Genomic DNA, 22746 nt, shown 5'->3' with positions numbered 1-22746 from the left:
GGTAAATTATAATCTCATTCAAAACTGTATGTTTTTCCTGCCTGCGTTTTAAAACTATAAACAAAGTCTTTTCCTGATTTCTTTTCTTCTATACCTTTACTTTTAAGTGCATTCGGACTTCTAACTATGCAATCTTCACCAGATAATGATTTGATGGATAACTTCACAATTTTACCACTTTTCCATTGCAGGTTAGCGATTTCGAAATTGCCTCTTGCTCTTAAGCCCTGAATACTTCCTTCATCCCATTTATCGGGTAGTGCAGGTAAGAACTGCAATTCTCCGGCCTGGCTTTGTAATAACATCTCCGAAATGCCCGCCGTATATCCAAAATTTCCATCGATCTGGAAGGGTGGATGTGCACAGAAAAGGTTTGCATAAATACCTCCACCTTTATTGTAATCAGTACCCGATCCGCCCACCGGGGTAATAAAATTCTGTAAAATTTTGTAGGCGTGATTGCCATCCTGTAACCTTGCCCAGAAGTTCATTTTCCAGGCCATAGACCAGCCTGTTGATTCGTCGCCACGGGCAGTTAAAGTAACGCGTGCCGCTTTGGCCAGTTCTGGTGTTTTAATGGTGCTGATCTCCCTGCCAGGGTGAAGGCCAAAAAGATGAGAGATGTGTCTGTGCTGATCTTTCGGATCATCGCGATCGGTTTCCCACTCCTGTAATTGTCCCCATTTTCCAATTTTAGGTTTCAGTAAATGCGCTTTAAGATCGGCGATGTGTAGTTTATATTCTTTATCTATTCCTAAAATTTCGGCTGATTCAATGTAGTTGGTAAATAAATCATATACAATCTGCTGATCGTGCGTAACCCCATCTTCAGTAGGGCCATGCTCAGGCGACCAGCCCATTGGCGAAACCAAAGTACCATCTAATCTTCTTTTTAAATGATCATCCCAAAACTCAGCGATTTCTTTAATAATCGGGTAAGCAAAATTCTTTAAATAATTTTTGTCTTTCGTAAAAGCATAATGTTCCCAAAGGGCCTGTGCATACCATGCGCTTCCAGGTGTATTCCATAAAAAGCTCATTCCGCCAAAAATATTGTTCTCGGTTTTAACTGTCCAGCCCCTTGTATTAGGGTATTGTTTGCGTGTGGCGATAGCACTTACCTCCCGCATACTGTTAATGTAATCAAGATAGGGGATTTGACACTCTGAAAGGTTTGTAGGTTCGGCAAGCCAGTAATTCATCTGGATATTGATGTTCGAATGGTAATCGCTTCCCCATGGTGGCGTGTTGCTTTCATTCCACAAGCCCTGAAGGTTTGCCGGTAAACCTCCTTTTCGCGATGAACTGATCAGTAAGTACCTTCCATATTGAAAAATTAAAGATTCTAATCCCAAATCAGCCTTCTTTTTATAATCAATTAACCTTTGGTAGGTTGGAAGTTTATTTTGCATTAAATCGGCCTGGCCTAATGTGATAGCAACACGGTTAAATAAAGATTGATAATCCTGAACATGGTTTTTTAATAATGATGAATAAGATTTAGTTGCCGTTTGTTTAAGAATCGTTTCTATTTTTGTTCCTGGTTCTTCACCTTTCCAATTTTGCTCGCGTTTGTTGCTGTAATTTGTCGCTCCGGTTAAAATAATCGTAATGGCATCGGCACCATCTACCTTTAGTTTGTCACCGTCATTATCTTTAACCGAATGACTGCTTCCATTTTCAATTTTTACTAAGGCAGTGGCCTGGTAAGACATTCCGTTAGGTAATTTACCCGTAAACTCAATGGTATTCCCTTTTACTGTAATATCGCCCTGATGTGCATTTTTAAGCCTGATTACAGCCGAGTAGGCAGCTTTTTTACCAGCCGTTAGCCTTAAAACCATTACTTTATCCGGGAAGCTGCAAAAATATTTACGGTTATAATTTGTTCCATTTTGCGTGTAACTGATGGAATGTATGGCATCAGCAAGGTTGAGTTGACGTTTATAGGCTGTAAAGTTTTTATCTTTTTGATCAAAATCTATAAATAAATCACCGAAGGCCTGATACATCCCCCGGTCGTTTTCGTCACCTGTCCAAAGTGTATTGTCGTTAAACTGAACATGCTCCTGGTTTACACCTCCAAAAATCATCCCGCCGATGCGGCCGTTTCCGATGGGATATGCTTCTGTCATCCATTTTGTTGCAGGCTTATCGTCCCAAAGTAAAAGTGGTGATATAGTTTTCTTTTGTGCGGAAACACCATTTGAAAAGCCAATGGCCAACAACAAAAGTAAAGTGCAATGAATAATTTGCCTGGATTTAAAAAGCATAGAACATTTGATTAGTGTGTATCCAAATATATAGATAATCAAGTGATTGTACTGTTATTTGCATATGGGAAAGCATATTGATAATTGGCATTATATTCAGTTATTTAAGCATCGGTATTAATGACATCAAAACTTTATTTGGCAACTATTGTGATATTTTAAGTTGGATTTTAATAGATTTTATATATTTGATAGTACATACTAAAACGTTTTATGTAAATGAAATCGCTAACCAAATTTATCTTCCTGTGCTTATTTTTAAACGTAGCGGGCATATATTATGCTCAGAGCCAAACGAAAACATCATTTACCAAATATGTAAATACATTCATTGGTACAGCACCTTTAACCGACCCTAAAATTTTGGGTTACGAATTGCCACAGGGCTGGCGATCATGGGCGGGTTTAACCTTTCCTGGGAGTTCCCTTCCAAATGCAATGGTGCAACTGAGTCCGATTACCGAATTTGGATCTGGTGCAGGCTACGAATATGAAGATGATACGATTTATGGTTTTGCGCATACCAATAAGGGGCATTGGAACCTGTGCAACATTCCGATTTTACCGTTATCTAATCCAGGAGATAAATATGGATCTAAATTTTCGCATAAAAATGAAAGTTCGGCACCTGGTTTTTATCAGGTTTACCTTGATGATTATAAAGTGAATGTCAAACTTACTTCTACTTTAAGGGCTGGATTTCATCAATACGACTATAAAAATAACAGCGACAGGCAAATTTTATTCCTTTTGGGCAAAGCAAACAGTGGCGTTTCTACATGGAATATTGAACAGGTGGGTAATGCTGCGGTACAAGGTTTCCAGGGAGGTGAAAACATTTATTTTTATGCTACGGTTAACGGAAAAATCGAAAAGCTCGATCAAACGGATAAGGGAAAACGTTCGGGATTTGCCATATTACACCTTGCCGATGGCAGCAAAGGACCTGTTGAACTTAAAATAGGCTTGTCGTTTGTAAGTACCGCTAATGCCAAAGAAAACCTTGAAAAGGAAATTGGTGATAAGACTTTTACGCAAATCCGAAATGAAGCAACAGCTAAATGGGAGAGTCTGTTAAGTAACATCGAGGTTAAAGGTGGCTCTGAGAAACAAAAACAAATGTTGTATTCTTGCTTGTACCGTTCTTTTTTATGGCCTGCGTTGAGGAGCGATGTAAATGGCGAATTTAAAGATGCCAGGCATAATGTAGTGAATGGTAACTTTAATTATTATACAGAACCTTCACTTTGGGATACTTACCGAAATAAAGATGTGCTTTTAGGCTTAATTACTCCTAAAGTTACGTTAGATGTAATTAAATCGATGAAAGATGTTGGTGACAAAACAGGATTTATTCCAACTTTTTTTCATGGTGATCATGGTGCATCATCTATTGCCGGAGCTTATTTAAGGGGAATAACCGACTTTGATATTAAGGGCACTTACCAGATTTTATTGCGCAATGCGAATGTAGAAGGTGGTGCGCGTCCGTTTATAAAGGAATACATAGAGAAGGGTTACATTTCTGACCCTGATGTTAAAAATCCACATGTAGAAACCAAAGCAAAAGCCGGGGTTTCTAAAACATTAGAATATGCGTATGATGATTACTCGCTGGCACAGCTTGCAAAGAAATTGGGCGATAGCAGCAATTACCGTATCCTGATGGCCCGATCTAAAAACTATAAAAACATGTTCGATCCTGGTACCCGTTTTATGCGGGGCAGGTTGGAAAATGGCGATTGGATTAAACCTTTTAATCCACAGTACCCTTATTATGAGTATATGTACAGGGAGGCAAATGCCTGGCAAGTTTCTTTTTATGCCCCACATGATATGCAAGGTTTAATTGAACTTTATGGTGGTGCGAAAGGTTTCGAATCTAAGTTGGATTCGTTGTTTACTTTGCCATGGAACCCAAAATATATTGCCCGCAACGTAGAAACCATGATTGGACAATACTGCCAGGGCAACCAGCCAGATCATGAAGCGCCTTTTGCCTATACATTTATCGGAAAACCTGAGAAATCGCAAAAAATAATCGATAGAATATTGAATGAACTGTATGGAATAGGAAGTGACGGTTTAGCATTATCTGGTATGGATGATGCCGGCGAAATGTCGGCCTGGTATGTATTCACTTCATTGGGTTTATATCCTTTCTCGGCTACCGACCCAAATTATATTGTTACAGCACCTCTTTTTGATGAGGTGAAATGGAAAACGAGTAGCGGTAAAGTATTAACCATTAGTAAACCTGGAAAAGGAAGGGCAATAACTACCATTAAAGTAGATGGAAAGGTAAATCAGGGGTATTTTATTTCTCATGATTTGTTTAAGAATGGAGGGAAGGTTGAGGTTGATACGAAGTAATGTTATCAATTATTTTTTTGGTTTTTAACACGGTCGTCATTCTCGCGCATGCGGGAATCTTACTGCGATCGTTATTTTTGCTTTATCACATCCGCCACTGTGAAGGCACAAAGCAATCTCATTAGTTATTTTGGTTGGCTTTTAACACGGTCATCATTCTCGCGCATGCGGGAATCTTAATGCGATTGTTATTTATGCTTTATCCCATCCATCACTTTGAGGCAAGAATCAATCTCATTAGTTATTTTGGTTGGTTTATAACACGGTCGTGATTCTCGCGCATGCGGGAATCTTAATGCAGTCGTTATTTTTTGCCCTTCAATACGTCCATCATTATGAGGCACAAAGCAATCTCATTAGTTATTTTGGTTGGTTTTTAACACGGTCGTCATTCTCGCGCATGCGGTAATCTTAATGTTTTCGCTCCGCTCGGGCTTGCCTCGGTTAGCCACCGAGGGGCTCTTACTTTTGGCTTGGCCCAAAAGTAACAAAAACCCAAGGCTTGGAACTGATGTCGGATAAATTCGTTAAAGCTTTTTGGTCGTCAGCACAAGTTCCGCCGAAGGAGGCGGAAAGTGTGTGCTGCCTCAATGCAGTGATGAAGGAAAAGGTATTGATAAAGCTTTAACGTTTTCTCCTTCCATCATTTCCTAGGCCGGATAACAGGGAGCAAATAGCAGGGTGCAGATAGCGGGGGTTTAAATAGCATGATGCAGGGAATGCGTTAAATCCGTCATTGCGAAGCTGGGGGAGAGCGAGCTGAAGCAATCTTTTCAGTTTTAACTTGCGGTCGTCATTCTCGCGTATGCGGGAATCTTAATGCGATTGTTATTTTGCTTTATCACATCCGCCACTGTGAGGCAAGAATCAATCTCATTAGTTATTTTGGTTGGTTTTTAACACGGTCGTCATTCTCGCGTATGCGGGAATCTTAATGCGATTGTTATTTTGCTTTATCACATCCGCCACTGTGAGGCAAAATGTAATCTCATTAGTTATTTTGGTTGGTTTATAACACGGTCGTCATTCTCGCGCATCCGGGAATCTTAATGCGATTGTTATTTTGCTTTATCACATCCGCCACTGTGAGGCAAGAAACAATCTCAGCAGTTATTTTGGTTGGTTTTTAACACGGTCGTCATTCTCGCTCATGCGGGAATCTTAATGCAATCTTTATTTTTTCCCTTTAATACATCCGCCACTGTGAGGCAAGAAGCAATCTTAATGCAATCGCAACGTTCCATATACTTTCAAAAAAAGCCATAAATAGCAAAATAGTGTTCTTTCGTATTATAATTCTGACAAATTTGCTTTATTCTGTTAAATATGAGCTCGTTTTGACTAATAATTCTGCTTAATTTGTAGATTTGACGAAATGTCACCCGACAAACTGCGCGATAAGGAAGAATTAAAGTATCTAGAAGACCTTAAAAATGGCCATCGCCATGCTTTTGACTTTATTTACGCCAGGTATAGTAAAATGTTGTTGCCAAAAATGCAGCGCATGATTAAGCTCAATGAAGTCGTTGATGAGCTTATGCAGGATGTTTTTTTAAAAGTTTGGACGAGCAGGGAAGAAATAGACCTTGATAAATCTTTCAAAGGTTGGATTTTTACCATTGCACAAAATGTTATTTACGGCTATTACCGAAGGTTAGCACTTGATGTAAAAATGCAAAGGCACTTGATTAAAACTTTTGCTGAATTTTATAACCAAACGGAAGATTACATTTTCAACAAAGAAAGAATTGAATTACTTAATCAAGCCATAGAAAAACTCCCTGCGCAACGTAAAGAGATATTTAAACTTTGCAAAATAGAAGGTAAAAGCTACCAGGAAGCTGCCGAAATCCTATCATTAAGCCCATCTACCGTAAGCAACCAATTGGTTAGTGCTACAAAATACATTAAACGTTACGTCTTTTTTCACGCTCAAGAATTTATTATTTTCTGTATTGCAGCCTATTTAAAGGGTTAAAGAAAATATTTTTAAAAAAAAAATCAAGGTGCGATAGTGTGTTTGTCCAGCTCGTGCATATTATATATTGACAACGATGGAAAAAAAACCTTTAAGCCCAGAATTATTTGAAAGATTTATTGCCAACAAAAGCAATGCTGCAGAACTTGAGCAACTGTTTGATTATTTTGGAATTGCAGAAGAAAGGGAACTGCAAAAACTGATTGGTGCTAGTTTTGAACAAAACGACACCTTGTTTGATGGTGCTGAAGATGAACGCCTTGCTACCATCCATGCCGGATTATCTGATAAACTTTTTCCAAAGCCTGAAAAAAACAGCTTAAAAGTGTTTAAACCTAACCGCTTTATCAGGGTGGCAGCAGCAATTCTGCTAGTGGTTTCTGTTACTTTGCTCATTGTTAAGTTTTGGAATTCAAACCAAATGGTTGTTCCGGGTTCGGCTAAGGCCATGTTAAACCTTAGCGGAAAAGCAGTGTTGCAAGCTGGTAAAAAAGACACGGTATTGTACCACGGCGTAGGGATTACAGTGAGCACAAAAGCAGATGGAACAATGGTTTTTATGGCCAATGGTGCAGATTCTACCGAAGCATCGAAGCTGAACACCTTAACTACTCCAAACGGTGGCGAGTACCGTGTTACTTTGAGCGACGGCTCAATTGTGATGCTGAACGCTGGCTCGAAACTTAGTTTTCCAACTGATTTCCGCGGATCAGAAAGGAGAGTTTACGTAGAGGGCGAGGCTTTCTTTAATGTGGCCAAAAATCCGCTCAAACCTTTTGTTGTTAGTGTGGCAGGCAATGAAATCCGAGTGCTGGGTACGCAGTTTAATGTAAGCAGTTATCCTGAAGATGAAGGTACGCAAACCACACTGCTGGAAGGAAGCATCCGTTTTACAAATCCAAACAGGGATGAGGTGGTTTTAAAACCAAATCAACAGGTTATTTCTCAACATGGCAAACTCGCGCTTTACAATGTTTCGGCAAAAGACTTTAATGCCTGGACGAATGAGGAGTTTCTGTTTAATGATGTGCCTTTATCAATTGTGATGCAAAAACTGGCAAGGTGGTACAATGTAGCTGTAGATGTGAAATCTATCCCACAGAAAAACCTGTACCTGAAAATATCCCGTAAGGCGGATATTGATGCGGTATTGGATGCCATTTCTACAGCAACAGCTTACAGGTTTAAAATCAGAGAGAATAAAATTGTGCTTAAGGAATAAGGTTGCTCCAACGTTGATCAATTAACCAACCAAACTAAATTTTTATGACAAACCATTACTTTCGCCTCGTCCGATCTGGATGCAGGTATTTACTGAACTGGCCAATTGTTTTTTGTCTGTTTGCAATGTTATCAATGCAGGCAAAAGCACAAAATATCCAGTACACTTTTAAACAAGCCTCTCTAAATACCGTTATATCGCAAATTTCGGCTAAAACAAACTATGAATTTGTTTATGATGCAGCTTTGGTTAAACAAGCCAAACCCATCAGCTTTAACTTGAATACTGCCGATATTAAAACCATAATGGAAGCGGTTGTTAAAGGCCAGGATTTCGATTATGAAATTAATAACAACCGTACCATCATCTTAAAAGTACCCAAAGCGGATACTGAAGATGAATATGTGCTGCATGGTATGGTTACCGATAGTTTAGGTTCTCCATTGCCTGGTGCCTCAGTAAAAATCAAAAATACCAACAAATATGTACTTACAGACGGTAACGGACACTTCAATTTAACTTTATCCAACCAATACAATACGCTCGAAATCAGTTATATCGGTTATCTTTCGAGCACCCGGCGGTTTGATAAAAATGCCGCTTTAAAGGTGGTAACTGTTAAGTTGGGTGCCAACGCATCTTTATTGGCAGAGGTTATGGTAAATGGTTTTCAGTCGCTTCCGCTTGAAAGAAATGCAGGCGCATTTGCGATTGTTGACCAAAAGAAGCTGAATGAGCAAATTAACCCTGATCTTGTAGGTGCTTTAGAAGGTCGTGTGGCGGGTTTGGCTTATAATAAAAATCCTTATGGTATAGGTGCCGATCAGCAGGTGATTAGGGGGAGAGGTACATTTTCGATATCCCAAACTGGGGTTAGAACTGATCCTTTGATTGTTATTGACGGATTGCCATCTGAAACCGCTTTGGAAGATGTTAATCCTTACGACATCGAATCGGTAACGGTTTTAAAGGATGCTGCAGCAGCCTCAATTTATGGTTCAAGATCGGCCAACGGGGTTATTATCCTAACCACTAAAAAAGGAAATACCCCTGCTAAAATTTCCTTAAACACCGATTTTTTTGTTGATGCTAAGCCGAGTTTTAATTCAATGCATTATGCTTCAACAAGTGATATACTCGATTTAGAAACCGATGTATACAATAAGGAACGTGCCAGGTACACTACAACAGAATCGATGTTTGCCGCATATGGAACCGCTGCAAATGGTTCGATTAAATATTACAGTCCGCTTTACCAACTGTACCGCGATCGTGACGCAGGTAAGGTTACAGCCGATCAGGTAAATCAACAATTGGCCTCCTGGCGCAATGCAGATTATTACGAGCAGTACAGAGATAATGTTTGGCAGAAAGCTTTCCGTCAGCGTTTTAACCTGTCTTTCAGTTCTTCTAGTGCAAAATCAAATACTTTCACATCGATAAACTTCGATAATTCGGCACAAAAAATAATTCATAACAATGATCAGAAGCTGAACATCTATTTTAAGAACACTTATAACGTAAGCAAGTGGCTAACCACAACTTTGGGCTTTAATGGCACATACACCAAATCGGTAACTACTGATGGTTCTTATGATGCTTACACCACGATTAGCCCACGTTATGCTTCTATTGTAAATGCAGATGGCAGCCTTGTTTATGCAGATTATGTAAACCTGCCAGATGGAATTGCTGGCGGAAATATTAACGGTGCTATGGTTGATGCGTTGAAAAATAATGCGCAGTTCCGTTCATATAGATTCAATATTCTGGAGTCGTTAAACGAAGGACTGGTCAATTCTACCAATATCTCATTAAGGGGTTTTGCCAATGTACAGGCCAGGCTTATGGAAGGTCTAAGTCTTTCAAGTCAGTTACAGATCGAAAATGAAAGTGCAAAAACGGATCAGTACTATGATGTTAATTCTTATAAAATGAGATCTGCCTACAATGCATTGGTTGGTTACACGCCTGCCACAAATGTATATGCTTTCGGACTTCCTACAGGGGGCAGGTATAGTCAATCGGATAGAGGAAGTAACAGTTATACTTTTAGAAACCAGTTGAGTTTCGACCGTTCTTTTGATAAAGGAAAGCATGCCATATCTGCCATTGCAGGCTTTGAGATGCGCCAAACCTTTTCGCCCAGAGGCATTGAAGATTTAAGGTATGGTTATGATCCGATAACGCTTACCTCTACACTGATTAATACGCAAACGGCAAGCCAAACAGGTTTTCCGAGCTACATTTATGGTGGTACCAAAACATTATCTACTGTAGGCCGTACACAGTTAGAAAGTAAACACCGTAACCTTTCTACTTATGCAAATGCAGGTTATACTTATTTAAATAAATATAATATTACGGGTAGTGTGCGGGTAGATCAGGCTGATTTTTTTGGTGTAGATCCTGAATTTAAAAACCGTCCGTTGTGGTCAGTTGGTGGAAGCTGGAATGCCAGCAATGAAGCTTTTATACAAGAGCAGAAATGGATCAATTTGCTAAAACTGCGCGCCACTTATGGCGTAAACGGAAATCAGAACTCCGAAAGCTCTAAATATTTAACTGCAAGAAGAAGAAGCGATAACCTTTTTACATCATTGCAATATATTGATATTACTGCATTACCAAATCCCAAATTGCGTTGGGAAAAAACAGAGACATATAATGGTGGCGTAGATTATGCCTTTTTATCGAACCGTTTAAGGGGAAGTGTTGATGTTTACTATAAAAAGAGTACCGATTTAATTGTAAATGCAGAGTTAGATCCTACTGTGGGTGTAGCCACACGGATGATTAATAATGGTACATTGATTAACCGTGGTATCGAATTCACCCTAAATGGCGACTGGTTAAAATCAGGCGATTTAACTTTGAGTTCTACCTTTATCCTGGGTTTTAACAGAAGTAGAATTGGTAAAGTTAACAGCTCACTTTCCAGCGCAGGCAATTACGTGTCATCTCCGGCAATTTATTACATAGAAGGTTCTGCCTATAACACTTTATATGCTTACCGCTATGGAGGGATGGTAAATGGCTATCCGTATTTTTTGGATGAAAACGGTAAAGCGAGTATCGATTTTGATGCAAACGGCAACCCCATTGTATCAAGCATTAAAAGCTTTAACAATTTTGGCAGTTTGGTAAACATGGGCAGCTTAACGCCAACGTATACAGGATCGTTTTCTCAACGGGTTTCGTATAAAAGTTTCGAACTAGCCGCTTTACTGGTATTTTCTGGTGGCAATGTAATCAGAAGAGATGTAACCAATATCAGTGTTTACGATGTTAATGATGAAAACATTACCCAACGTTTTAAAAATGGAAATGTACCTGATGTACCTCGCTTATTAGTCGATTATCCTGAAGCTTTAATTAACAGTGCCAGTACCATTAATACCATGTGGCAAGCTGCAGATGTAAATGTGGTGAAGGGCGATTACATTAAACTCAGAAATATTTCGCTATCGTACAATTTGCCTAAAAGCCTAACCGGCAGGTTCAAACTTCCATCTGCCAGGTTTACTGCGCAAGTAAACAATCTGTGGTATGCAAGTGCCGCGGGTGATGATATCGATCCGGAATCTTATTCGGGCATTACAGGTACCAGAGCCCTTGAAAATCCTAAATCATTTGTATTTGGCCTAAACTTAACCTTTTAACAAAATGAAAAGAAATATCATATTTATAGCATTTATCTTCCTTTTTGCAATGGGCGGATGTAAAAAATATACCGATTTAACACCAACAGGCTCATTGCTTGTAGAAAATGCACAGGATTATTACGACCTGGTTTCTTATCCAAACAGGGCTTACATCATCAGCAATTTCCAATACCTGGTTGATGACATGTGGATTAAGGAATCGAATTTTATTGGCGTAACACCTAATTTAAACACGGTACATTTTAGTTTTAACGAAAACATCGATCGTGTTTCGTTGATACAGAGTTCTAATTTTTATGAACGGGCATACGTATACATCAACCGTTGGAATACCATTATATCCCTAGTTGATGGCAGCAAAGGCGACGACCGGGTTAAAGCCTTGGCCAAGGCAGAAGCTAAAGTTTTAAGGGCTTTCGATCACTTTTTATTGGTAAACGTATATGCCAAAGCTTATAATGCGGCAACAGCAGCTACTGATGGCGGCATCTGCATTATGGATAAATACGATTTAGAGGCACAGCCGGTAAAATCGACTGTAGCCCAGGTGTATGATTTTATCCAAAAAGATTTAGATGAAGCACTTCCATTATTGCAAGAAAAACCAGCAGATCCTTACCACCCCTCATTGGCTTTTGCCTGGGCACTAAAGGCTAAAGTGCATTTGTTTAAAAAGGAAATTGCACAGGCTAAAGCAGCGTGCGAGAAATCACTTTCTTATAACAACCAGATTTTTGATCTCGTTAATTATACTACCAAACAAGGAGGCCCTTCGGTAACTCCAATTGTTGCGCCCAATAACCCTGAAGTATTAAGTTACATGTACATCCAGGGCTATAATGAAACCAATTTTGGTTATACCTGGCTAATCAGTCCCGAATTAAGAGCATTGTTCGGTACCAATGATGCACGTTTCAATATGTTTTTTAACACCACCAGTGCAAGCTTTTTAGATATTGGTGCTAATGCAGCATATTATAGTATAGCGTATACCAGGTTTTTTTATCCAACTGTTGGTTTAAAAACAACAGAAGTATATTTAATGCAGGCCGAATGTTTGGCCAGAGAAGGTGATTTTGCTGGTGCAATGGCAGTGGTAAACAAACTCCGCGAAAAGCGCATCCTTTCGGGTACAATTTTACTCCCGGTACCGGCAACCATGAAAGAAACCATGGATATTATTATAAATGAACGTAGAAAAGAGCTGTTTTTAGGTTTTAACAGGTTTATGGATTTAAAACGCTTAAATACCGAGCCTGAATATGCTAAAACGGTAGTGCGGAAGTACCCGATAGTAAATAAAACGGTTCCACAACAAACTTATACGCTATTGCCTACATCAAGGTTGTATATTATTCCTTTTCCGCTTAACGTACTCAAGAAAAATCCCAATCTTACTTTAAATACAGACGAAAAGCTCCCGTTTTAACATGAATATTAAACACATTATATTTCCAATCGCACTCTTACTCTCTATAACTGCTTACGCACAAAAAACACCTGTTGTTAAGGCTGATAGCACCAGCCGTAAAGCACCGGTTGATTACAGCAAGCTGATTCCTGCAAATTCTTTTAGCGAAACAGGGCTTTTTGATGTTAAGCGTGTAGAGCAGAAATGGTATTTCGAAATACCAGATAGTATGCTTAACCGCTACATTTTAGCTGTTACACGTTATGTAAGCACGCCACAGGGCATGGGGAGTTTTGGTGGTGAAGCGGCCAATGAGCAAACCATTTATTTTGAAAAAGGGAACAACAATAATTTATTGCTAAGATCGGTGCTTTACAGGCAGGATGTTAAAAGCAATGATGAAGCCATTTACAAAGCGGTGCTGCAATCGCAGGAAAACCCAATCGTTGCTGCTTTCGATATCAAGGCAAAAAATCCCTTAACAGGAAATTATGTAATTGAGGTTACCGATTTTATTAAAAAAGACAATCCTGTTATTTCAATCGCTGCTGATGAAAAATCGAACAAGAAACTGGGAAGCGTGGCTGATGACCGTTCTTTTATCGAGAAAATAAGCACTTATCCCATTAATATTGAGATTAAGAGTACTAAAACCTATTCTACCTCTGCAGGCATCATCCCATCAGGTGCACTTACGGGGGTTGTAACACTAAGGTTGAACACCTCTTTTGTGCTTTTGCCTAAAATACCCATGCGCAAACGTTTTGCAGATGACCGAGTAGGTTTTTTTAACAACAAGTACATTCTTTTTGATGAGGAAAGGCAACACGCTGATGTTAAATATTTTATTGAACGTTACCGCTTGGAGCCTAAAGCTGAGGATTTGGATAAGTATAAAAAAGGCAAACTTGTTGAACCAAAAAAGCAGATTATTTATTACATCGACCCGGCAACACCAAAAAAATGGCGACCTTATTTAATTGCAGGCATTAACGATTGGCAAAAAGCTTTCGAAAAGGCGGGTTTCAAGAATGCCATAATTGGCAAGGAATGGCCAGAGGCAGATACCACCATGAGCCTTGAAGATGCACGTTTCTCGGTAATCAGGTATTATGCTTCTGAAACGCCAAACGCTTACGGACCAAGAATTAGCGACCCCAGAAGTGGGGAAATTATAGAAAGTCATGTAGGCTGGTACCACAATGTAATGAAGCTGGTGCAAAGCTGGTACATGATCCAGGCGGGTGCGCTTGATGAGCGGGCAAGAAAGATGAACTTCGACGATGAGCTGATGGGCCAGCTGATCAGGTTTGTTTCTTCACACGAAATTGGACATACACTTGGCTTAAAACATAACATGGGAGCTAGCAGCCAAACTCCCGTTGAAAAACTTAGGGATAAGAAATGGGTAGAGGCAAACGGACACACGGTTTCTATAATGGATTACGCACGGTTTAATTATGTGGCGCAGCCCGAAGATCATATTTCGCCTGCTGGCATTTACCCGCGTATTGGTGCTTATGATAAATGGGCAATTAATTGGGGCTACCGTTATTATGCTGGAATTAAAGATGAATATTCGGAAGAAAAAATCACTAAGAAGATGATTCTTGATTCGCTTTCTGCCAACCCTAAACTTTGGTTTGGTGGCGAAGGGAAAGAAGAAGATCCGCGCAGCCAAACAGAAGATATCGGTGATGATGCCATTGCCGCAAGTGATTACGGGATAAAAAACTTAAAGCGCGTGGTGCCCAACCTGGTTAAATGGACTTATGAACCTGGCGACCTTTACGATAATTTAAGTGACATGCATAAAGCGGTTGTTCGCCAATACAGCAGGTACCTTTATCATGTAATGAAAAATATCGGCAATAGTTATGTAACCAAAAGAAGTGCTGATGAGGCTGGAGTTGTAATTACCGAAGTGCCAAAAAAACGTGTTAAGGCTGTTGTAGATTATGTAGGCCGACAGGTATTTGAAGCACCGTTGTGGTTGTACCCTAAAGATATTACCAGCCGGATTAATATTAAACCGATGGATGAAATGGTAGATCAGCAGAACCAAATGCTGAATATGTTTTTAAGTCAGGGGCTATTGTACAATTTAAGCCAAAAAGCACTTGCCTCAGCAAATCCTTATCCGGTAAAAGAATTTTTAGTGGATTTAAAGCATGCCACCTGGGTTAAGTTTACCGGAGTGGAAAGCAGTGATGTTTACCGCCGCAGTCTGGAACGCTCATACATTGAAAAGTTAAACACGCTGATTAATCCGAAAGATATAGCTGATGGCAAAGCGATGACTACAGCCCAAAGGAGCGATGTAAGGTTGGAAGCTATTGTACACCTTAATGATGTAAAGGAAACAATTAAGTTGTTAATGCCGCAAACTACAGGCATTAACCTGTTGCATTTGAAAGATATGCTTTTAGAAATAGAAAAAATTAACAAGAAATCAAACACAATCTCATAATATGAAAAGTTATTTAATTGCTTTGCTGGGTGCAGCATTACTTTTAAACTCAGGATTAAAAGCACAGGTTAAAACATCGGCTCAAGAAGTGGCCACGCCAGAACTGGCGCAGAAAAGAGAAGCTTTAAAAGAAGCGATCATCTCCAATTACCTGGGTATGAAAAACAGTCTGGTAAAATCCGATTCGGTACAAGCGGCTAAATCTGCCACAGAGTTTGTTGCTGTATTAAACCAGTTTAAGTTTAAAAAACTCTCGTTAGCTGAAATGAATGCGGCCACAACAACACGTGAAGAGATTAAAACACTTGCTTTGGCTATTGCTGCTACAAAATCAATCAATAAACAACGCAGCGAAATGGATAAACTTTCTGTTAAAATGTGGTCGATTATTGAAAGGTTTAAACCAGAGAAAACCACACTTTACAAACAGGTTTGCCCTATGATGGGTACTACATGGATTAGCGATGAAAAGGCGATACAAAACCCTTATTACCCAAAAAACATGCTTACCTGTGGCGAAGTAAAAGCAAGTATTTAATACGACATCAAAATAATAGTTAATGATTAAAAGCGGTTTCCCGGATAGGAACCGTTTTTTTTGTTTATCATAATGATGTTATTTGGTTGTTAATTACACTTTTATTAAAATAAGCTAATTCTTAAAAATTAGTCTTATAAACATCATCGAATATATATTATAACGTTTTGAGATTAAATGCAGCTAATTTTTCCCTATTTCTGAGCAAATGATGATGAAATTTTCAAAACCTTTGCGTTTTCAATATTATATAATCATTTTTATGGCTATGCTTTTATGCTGTTCCATATATAATGAGGTTATATGCTAAAATTTTTATCAGATTGTTAATATGACGGAAGAAAGCCCATATTTTACGCCTGATTATTCGGTTAATATTTATGGATTGAATGAGCAATCGGTTACCGTTGAGTTCGGAACAGTAATTAGTGAAGAAATATTGCAGCTTATTACAAGCTACAACCGTGTTTTAATGCAAAATCCTTTTCCAGGTTTAATCACTACGGTGCCTGCATATTGTACACTTACCGTATTTTTTGATCCGCTTTTAGTACACACATCCAATCTTCCGGGCGAAACTTGTTTTGATAAAGTATCGTACTTCCTGAATCACATTAAACAGTCAGAAAGCAGACAAGCTATAAATAAACCCGTTGAAATCATTATTCCGGTATGTTATGGAGGGAGTTTTGGGGCTGATATTGAAACAGTTGCAAAAATAAATCAACTTAGTATAGCAGAAGTTATCGAAAGGCATTCCTCCATGCAATACATTGTGTACATGATAGGTTTTGTACCTGGTTTCGCCTATATGGGTGGCATGGATGCAAGTTTACAAACCCCACGCAAGCAGGTGCCAGATGCAACAATACCAGCAGGATCAGTTGGTATAGCGGGGATGCAAACGGGTATTTACCCGATTGAAACACCCGGCGGATGGCAGATTATAGGGAGAACACCCTTAAAAATGTTCGATGTAAACAGGGCCGAACCTTCATTATTAAAAGGGGGCAATTTGGTTCGCTTCAGAGCCATCAATATTGATGAATTTAATACTTATGGCAAACAATGAGTATGAAAATCAGTATCCTAAAAGCAGGTTTGTTAACCACAGTACAGGATATGGGCCGATATGGCTACCTTTCACAAGCTGTACCCATTTCTGGTGCGATGGATCAACTCGCTCATCGGCTGGCCAATAAAGCGGTTGGTAATGATGATGATTTGGCAACCATTGAGTTTACTTATGCTGATGCTTCTTTTAAAGCAGAAACCGATCTTTTGCTTGCATACTCTGGCGATGGGGCATTTCTGGTTGATCATGATCAGGTGATGCCTGCAGAAAAGCCGTTATTTATCCGCGCAGGTTCGGTAATTAAATTAATCAATAACCCTGTAGGGATTAGAATTTACCTTGCAATTGCCGGTGGGTGGGAGGTGCCCGAAGTAATGGGAAGTAAAAGTACATTTCTTGCTGCTGGTTTCGGCGGTTTTAATGGAAGGGCACTAAAAAAGGGCGATGTATTGAGCAATAATCTTTGTTTAGCAAAGGTTTCGGAAGCGATATTTAAACAGCTTAAAAATAATCAGTTAAGCTATCCGAACTGGCGTATCTCCCGCGAAAGTTTAATACCCGAAAACAGGCACACCATTAGGGTGGTATTGGCTAACGAAATCAATTGGTTTGATGCCACATCCATTATCTCTTTCCTAACCAAAACATATCAAATAGATAAAAGAAGTAACCGGATGGGATACCATTTAAACGGCAAAGCCCTGGTTAGAAAAGTTAAAAAAGAATTGCTCAGTACCGCTGTAACTCCCGGAATAATCCAGGTTACAGGAAGTGGCGATTTGGTAATCCTCATGGCCGATTGCCAAACAACTGGCGGTTACCCGCGCATAGCCCATGTTGCTGCTGTTGATCTACCTTTGTGTGCACAGTTAAAGCCTGGCGATGAAATTCGCTTTTCTGAAATATCCAGAGATGAAGCAGAAGAGCTATATCTGGAACGCGAACATGATTTATCGTTGATTACCACAGCGATAGGCCTTAAATATTTAAATTTATGAAAACAATAGACCTCAATTGCGACATGGGGGAAGCATTTGGAAATTATGCCATGCCCAATGATGAAAAACTGATGGATTATATCTCTTCAGCCAATATTGCATGTGGTTTCCATGCAGGAGATGCATCAGTAATGCAGCATACTGTTGCTTTGGCGGTAAAAAAAGGAGTTGCAATAGGCGCACACCCGGGTTTGGCAGATTTACAGGGCTTTGGCAGAAGAGAAATGAAGATATCTGCAAATGAGGCTTACCAGCTTACCTTATATCAAATTGGCGCATTAAGTGGTTTTGTTAAAGCTGCAGGAGGCAAACTCCATCATGTAAAAACACATGGTGCATTGTATAATATGGCAGCAAAGGATGAGGTTTTGGCCAAGGCAATTGTTCAGGCAGTTTACGATTTTGATCCTGGTTTAATTCTATATGCACTTGCCGGTAGTAAAATGATCAGCGAAGCACATAAGAAAGGTATTGTTACTTCATCAGAAGTTTTTGCCGACCGTACCTACCGGGATGATGGTTTGTTAACCCCGCGTACAGCTACCAATGCGCTAATTACGAGTGATGAAGAGGCTGTTGCGCAAGCACTAGGTTTCGCCATTAAACAAGAGGTGAAAAGTGTAAATGGAAATAAGATTACTGTGAGTGCAGAAACACTTTGTTTGCATGGAGATGGTGAACATGCGGTTGCTTTTGCTAAATTAATTTCTGAACGCTTAACAAAAGAGGGCATATCTATTAAAGCACCCACGGCATGAAACCAAAATACAATTGGAGTGTACTTTTAGGAGCTGCTTTTTTAATGGCTTCATCGGCTATTGGTCCGGGGTTTTTAACGCAAACGGCCGTATTTACCCAACAATTGGGTGCCAGTTTCGCTTTTGTAATTTTGTTATCCATCATACTGGATGCCATTGCACAACTAAACATCTGGCGGATTATTGCTGTTGCAGATAAACCCGCACAAGATATTGCAAATAAGGTATTTCCTGGCTTGGGCTATTTTATATCATTCCTCGTTTTTTTAGGTGGCATGGCATTTAATATCGGCAACATAGCCGGGGCAGGTTTGGGTTTAAATGTGCTTTTTGGCATTAGTGTAGGTAAAGGTGCAGTAATCAGTGCTATAATGGCTATTGGTATCTTTATTTACAAAGAAGCCGGTAAAGCCATGGATGTTTTCGCCAAAACCATGGGCTTAATCAAAATCGTACTGGCTTTAGTTATCGCCTATACCAGCTCTCCGCCTTTGGCCGAAGCTGCATTAAGGGCGATAAACCCAACGCAATTTAGTTTTACCGCGGTATTAACCATTGTTGGGGGTACGGTTGGTGGCTACATCACCTTTTCAGGCGCACACCGTTTATTGGATGCCAGGCAAACAGGTATACAAAACCTGGCTGCGGTAAATAAAGGCGCATTAAGTGCAATCGGCCTTGCGTCAATTATGCGTTTATTGTTGTTTATTGCCGCTTTGGGGGTGGTGAGTAAAGGTTTAGCCTTAGATCCTGCCAATCCGGCTGCTTCGGTTTTTAAACTGGCCAGTGGTGAAATTGGTTATAAAATTTTTGGTGTGGTCATCTGGGCGGCAGGTATTTCATCTGTTGTCGGTTCGGCCTATACCTCCATATCTTTTATCAAAAGTTTCCATCCCATAATCTTAAAATACAACAGGGAAATTATTATTGCTTTTATATCCATCTCCTGTGTTATTTTTATCCTTATTGGCAAACCTGTTAAAATATTACTTACAGTAGGGGCCATAAACGGTTTTATACTGCCAATTGCCTTGGGCATTATGCTTATCGCTGCTTATAAAACCAAAATTATTGCCAATTATAAACAACCGCTCTGGCTTACGCTTACTGGTTTGGCTGTGGTACTTACCATGGTTTGGATGAGTTATGGCACCATTTTACAAATGGTTAACGGAGAATAAAAATTTATACGATGAATACGATTACAAAATATACCTGCCTTTTTTTATTATTGAGTGCTTCCTGCTTTGCGCAAAATAACACACCAGCTATCCCTGTAACACCAGGGGTTTCACTTGCGCTGGCAACATCAAGAAGTGCTTCCATCAGCAATATTCAGTATAAACTTCATTTTAACATTCCTGCAGAACAAACAGCAATAATAAACGCTACAGAAAGTATTGTTTTTAAGTTAAATAAGCTGGCTCAACTGCAAATAGACTTTAAGCAAAATGCCGATCATTTAAAGCAGGTTTTAGTTAATGGCAAAGAGATAACGCTTAATTTTAAGGAAGAACATATTCTGATCGATCAGCAATACCTAAAAGCCGGAAATAATACTATTAAAATCGAATTTGTTGCAGGCAATGAATCATTAAACAGAAATAAGGATTTTCTTTATGCACTCTTTGTTCCCGATCATGCCCGAACCGTGTTTCCCTGTTTTGATCAACCTGACTTGAAAGCTAATTTTTTACTTTCATTAACGGTACCAATTGATTGGAAAGTAATGGCCAATGCAATTAAAAAGGATTCACTGGTAAATGGAAATGCCGTTACGTATCATTTTAAAAATTCAGATAAACTGCCTACTTACCTGTTTTCTTTTACAGCAGGAAAATATGCTTTTATTAAAAATAAGATGAATAACCGCGACATGGAATTTCTGCACCGCGAAACCGATTCTGCTAAAATTAAACTCAGTGTAGATTCTGTTTTTGTGGCACACCGTGATGCAATTGACTTTTTGGAGGAATGGACGGGCATTAAATATCCTTTTCAGAAAGTGGGTTTTGTAGCAATTCCTGATTTCCAGTTTGGCGGTATGGAACATCCCGGAGAAGTACAGTATAAAGCATCGGCCCTGTTTCTGGATCAGGGAGCAACCAAAGATCAGTTTATTTCGCGTTCCAACCTCATCTCGCACGAAACGGCACACATGTGGTTTGGCGATCTGGTTACCATGAAATGGTTTAACGATGTTTGGATGAAAGAGGTTTTTGCAAATTTTATGGCTGATAAGGTGACAGAAAAACTGATGGGTAAAAGTACTTTTGACTTAAAGTTTTTGCAAGACCATTACCCCGCAGCATATGGCGTAGATCGAACATTGGGTGCAAATCCCATCCGCCAGCAATTGGATAATCTGCAGGAAGCAGGTTCAATGTACGGAAATATCATTTACCATAAAGCCCCGATTATGATGCGCCAGTTGGAGTTATTAATGGGAAAGGAGAGTTTTCAGAAAGGAATACGGGAATACTTAAAAAAATACAGTTATGGCAACGCTACCTGGAACGATCTGATAGCGATTTTAAGTAAATATAGTAAAAGCGACCTGTACAGTTGGAATAAGGTTTGGGTAAATGAACCTGGCAGACCAATTTTTAGTTATGATATTAAGTTTGATGGCGACAAAATAAACGATTTAACCATCAGTCAGAAAAGCGAAGTGGGCGCGCAAAGAATATGGCCTCAATCTTTCACAGTGAAACTGGTATATGCCGATAGCAGTAGGGTATTAATGGTTAATTCGATGAATGCAAAAACGTTTATAAATGAGGCAAAGGGACTTTCGAAGCCTCAATACATTTTGTTTAATGCGAATGGTGCCGGTTATGGTCTTTTCCCAATCGACCAGCCCTTAACCGCTAATCTTTATAGTTTGGTAGATCCTTTAGAAAGAGCATCAGCCTATATCAATGCATATGAGAATATGCTTTCGGGCCGCGGCAATAAACCTGATGCACTTTTAAATGTTTTGCTTAAAGGACTCAATGTAGAACAAAATGAAATGAACCTGAGGTTGCTTTCAGGGTATTTAACAAATATTTACTGGACATTTCTCACCCCAGCTAAAAGAAATGCCTTACATGTTGGTGTGGAGAAAACAATATGGACCGCCATGGAGAAGCAGCAAATGCAAAACAATAAAAAGATTTTATTTAATGCTTACCAAAATGTTTACTTGAGTGCCGAAGCAGGTAAAAAAATGTATAATTTCTGGCTAAAACAATCTGCACCTGAAGGAATTAAACTTTTGGAAGATGATTATAGTGCCTTGGCTTTAACTTTAGCCCTCAAAACGGATACAGCGAACAGCATTTTAAAAGAACAGTTGGCAAGGACTAAAAATGATGACCGTAAAAACCGCCTACTTTATTTAATGCCAGCACTATCAACCGATATTAAAGTAAGAGATGGTTTTTTTAATAGTTTGAAGGAGCGGAAAAACCGTAACAAAGAAGCATGGGTTACAACGGCGTTATTTTACCTTCACCATCCAATCAGGCAGGCTAGTTCAGTGAATTACCTTGCCGAAAGTTTAAATTTATTGGAAGAGATACAAAAAACCGGGGATATATTTTTCCCTCAATCATGGCTGGCTTCCATATTTTCGAATTACAATACCAAGCAGGCAAATAGAATAGTGAAAGATTTTTTAAACGCGCACCCAAATTACAACCCCAAATTAAAGGATAAAATTTTGCAGGCTACGGATAATTTAAGGCGAGCACAGTTTATCGTAAACTAAGTATGCTGTAATTAAATTATTCAAACGTTCTGAAATAAATTCAGGTTGATAAGTTAAATTTATTCAATTGCTGCAAGTCATTTCGAGCGGAGTGCAATGAAACCGAGAAATCTTTTAAATTAGATTTCTCCGTTCAGCTACCTAATGAAAAATCGACTTGCTAAAATCAAAATAATGATTCAAGTATTTGTTAAACCTAAAAGCTTGTTGCGCCCTAAATTTCACAAAATA

Annotated in this window: 13 protein-coding genes; 12 read left to right on the top strand and 1 reads right to left on the bottom strand. The window is 39.2% G+C overall.

Going from position 1 to position 22746, the window contains the following annotated elements:
* Window positions 1-14 precede the first annotated feature (14 nt).
* Window positions 15-2273, bottom strand: a complete 2259-nt coding sequence (locus ACZZZW_RS17135; protein WP_463495177.1) for a glycoside hydrolase family 95 protein — start codon at window positions 2271-2273, stop codon at window positions 15-17.
* A gap of 219 nt (window positions 2274-2492) precedes the next feature.
* Here ACZZZW_RS17135 and ACZZZW_RS17130 point away from each other — a divergent pair, with 219 nt between their 5' ends.
* From ACZZZW_RS17130 to ACZZZW_RS17075, 12 genes are all read left to right on the top strand, one after another.
* Window positions 2493-4646: a GH92 family glycosyl hydrolase gene (locus ACZZZW_RS17130; protein ID WP_055910306.1), complete on the top strand. Its 2154-nt coding sequence runs from the start codon at window positions 2493-2495 to the stop codon at window positions 4644-4646.
* 1375 nt (window positions 4647-6021) lie between these two features.
* Entirely contained in the window at window positions 6022-6624 is a 603-nt protein-coding gene (locus ACZZZW_RS17125) for an RNA polymerase sigma factor (RefSeq protein ID WP_055910309.1), read from the top strand.
* A 76-nt stretch (window positions 6625-6700) separates the two neighbouring features.
* The gene (locus ACZZZW_RS17120; RefSeq protein WP_055910312.1) at window positions 6701-7846 is read left to right on the top strand and encodes a FecR family protein; all 1146 of its coding nucleotides are present in this window, start codon (window positions 6701-6703) and stop codon (window positions 7844-7846) included.
* A 44-nt stretch (window positions 7847-7890) separates the two neighbouring features.
* Entirely contained in the window at window positions 7891-11508 is a 3618-nt protein-coding gene (locus tag ACZZZW_RS17115) for a SusC/RagA family TonB-linked outer membrane protein (protein ID WP_082458785.1), read from the top strand.
* A 4-nt stretch (window positions 11509-11512) separates the two neighbouring features.
* Entirely contained in the window at window positions 11513-12940 is a 1428-nt protein-coding gene (locus ACZZZW_RS17110) for a RagB/SusD family nutrient uptake outer membrane protein (protein WP_463495174.1), read from the top strand.
* 1 nt (window position 12941) lies between these two features.
* A complete protein-coding gene (locus ACZZZW_RS17105; protein ID WP_055910321.1) occupies window positions 12942-15392 on the top strand; it encodes a zinc-dependent metalloprotease in 2451 nt (816 codons plus the stop codon).
* A 1-nt stretch (window position 15393) separates the two neighbouring features.
* Window positions 15394-15930, top strand: coding sequence for a DUF3347 domain-containing protein (locus ACZZZW_RS17100; RefSeq protein ID WP_055910324.1), 537 nt, complete (start codon window positions 15394-15396; stop codon window positions 15928-15930).
* A gap of 331 nt (window positions 15931-16261) precedes the next feature.
* A complete protein-coding gene (pxpB, locus tag ACZZZW_RS17095) occupies window positions 16262-17002 on the top strand; it encodes a 5-oxoprolinase subunit PxpB (protein ID WP_055910329.1) in 741 nt (246 codons plus the stop codon).
* Between the two features lie 2 nt (window positions 17003-17004).
* Window positions 17005-18003 (top strand): 5-oxoprolinase subunit C family protein, encoded by a 999-nt coding sequence (locus ACZZZW_RS17090; protein ID WP_463495171.1) that lies wholly within the window; start codon window positions 17005-17007, stop codon window positions 18001-18003.
* Window positions 18000-18761: a 5-oxoprolinase subunit PxpA gene (locus ACZZZW_RS17085; protein ID WP_055910333.1), complete on the top strand. Its 762-nt coding sequence runs from the start codon at window positions 18000-18002 to the stop codon at window positions 18759-18761. Before ACZZZW_RS17090 ends, ACZZZW_RS17085 begins: the two co-directional genes overlap by 4 nt.
* Window positions 18758-19942, top strand: coding sequence for an NRAMP family divalent metal transporter (locus ACZZZW_RS17080; protein WP_055910336.1), 1185 nt, complete (start codon window positions 18758-18760; stop codon window positions 19940-19942). Before ACZZZW_RS17085 ends, ACZZZW_RS17080 begins: the two co-directional genes overlap by 4 nt.
* An 11-nt stretch (window positions 19943-19953) precedes the next feature.
* Window positions 19954-22515 carry a M1 family aminopeptidase gene (locus ACZZZW_RS17075; RefSeq protein ID WP_055910339.1) on the top strand — a complete coding sequence of 854 codons (2562 nt, stop codon included), beginning with the start codon at window positions 19954-19956 and terminating at the stop codon, window positions 22513-22515.
* Window positions 22516-22746 lie beyond the last annotated feature (231 nt).

The organism is Pedobacter sp. AC379, assembly GCF_979258145.1.
Note: the sequence above shows the minus strand (reverse complement) of the source record. Positions and strands in the feature narration are given on the sequence as shown.

What these genes read in the sequence shown, in the direction of transcription:
- ACZZZW_RS17135 (WP_463495177.1), bottom strand. Translation starts at nt 2,273, where the DNA reads ATGCTTTTTAAATCCAGGCAAATTATTCATTGCACTTTACTTTTGTTG.
- ACZZZW_RS17130 (WP_055910306.1), top strand. Translation starts at nt 2,493, where the DNA reads ATGAAATCGCTAACCAAATTTATCTTCCTGTGCTTATTTTTAAACGTA.
- ACZZZW_RS17125 (WP_055910309.1), top strand. Translation starts at nt 6,022, where the DNA reads ATGTCACCCGACAAACTGCGCGATAAGGAAGAATTAAAGTATCTAGAA.
- ACZZZW_RS17120 (WP_055910312.1), top strand. Translation starts at nt 6,701, where the DNA reads ATGGAAAAAAAACCTTTAAGCCCAGAATTATTTGAAAGATTTATTGCC.
- ACZZZW_RS17115 (WP_082458785.1), top strand. Translation starts at nt 7,891, where the DNA reads ATGACAAACCATTACTTTCGCCTCGTCCGATCTGGATGCAGGTATTTA.
- ACZZZW_RS17110 (WP_463495174.1), top strand. Translation starts at nt 11,513, where the DNA reads ATGAAAAGAAATATCATATTTATAGCATTTATCTTCCTTTTTGCAATG.
- ACZZZW_RS17105 (WP_055910321.1), top strand. Translation starts at nt 12,942, where the DNA reads ATGAATATTAAACACATTATATTTCCAATCGCACTCTTACTCTCTATA.
- ACZZZW_RS17100 (WP_055910324.1), top strand. Translation starts at nt 15,394, where the DNA reads ATGAAAAGTTATTTAATTGCTTTGCTGGGTGCAGCATTACTTTTAAAC.
- pxpB (WP_055910329.1), top strand. Translation starts at nt 16,262, where the DNA reads ATGACGGAAGAAAGCCCATATTTTACGCCTGATTATTCGGTTAATATT.
- ACZZZW_RS17090 (WP_463495171.1), top strand. Translation starts at nt 17,005, where the DNA reads ATGAAAATCAGTATCCTAAAAGCAGGTTTGTTAACCACAGTACAGGAT.
- ACZZZW_RS17085 (WP_055910333.1), top strand. Translation starts at nt 18,000, where the DNA reads ATGAAAACAATAGACCTCAATTGCGACATGGGGGAAGCATTTGGAAAT.
- ACZZZW_RS17080 (WP_055910336.1), top strand. Translation starts at nt 18,758, where the DNA reads ATGAAACCAAAATACAATTGGAGTGTACTTTTAGGAGCTGCTTTTTTA.
- ACZZZW_RS17075 (WP_055910339.1), top strand. Translation starts at nt 19,954, where the DNA reads ATGAATACGATTACAAAATATACCTGCCTTTTTTTATTATTGAGTGCT.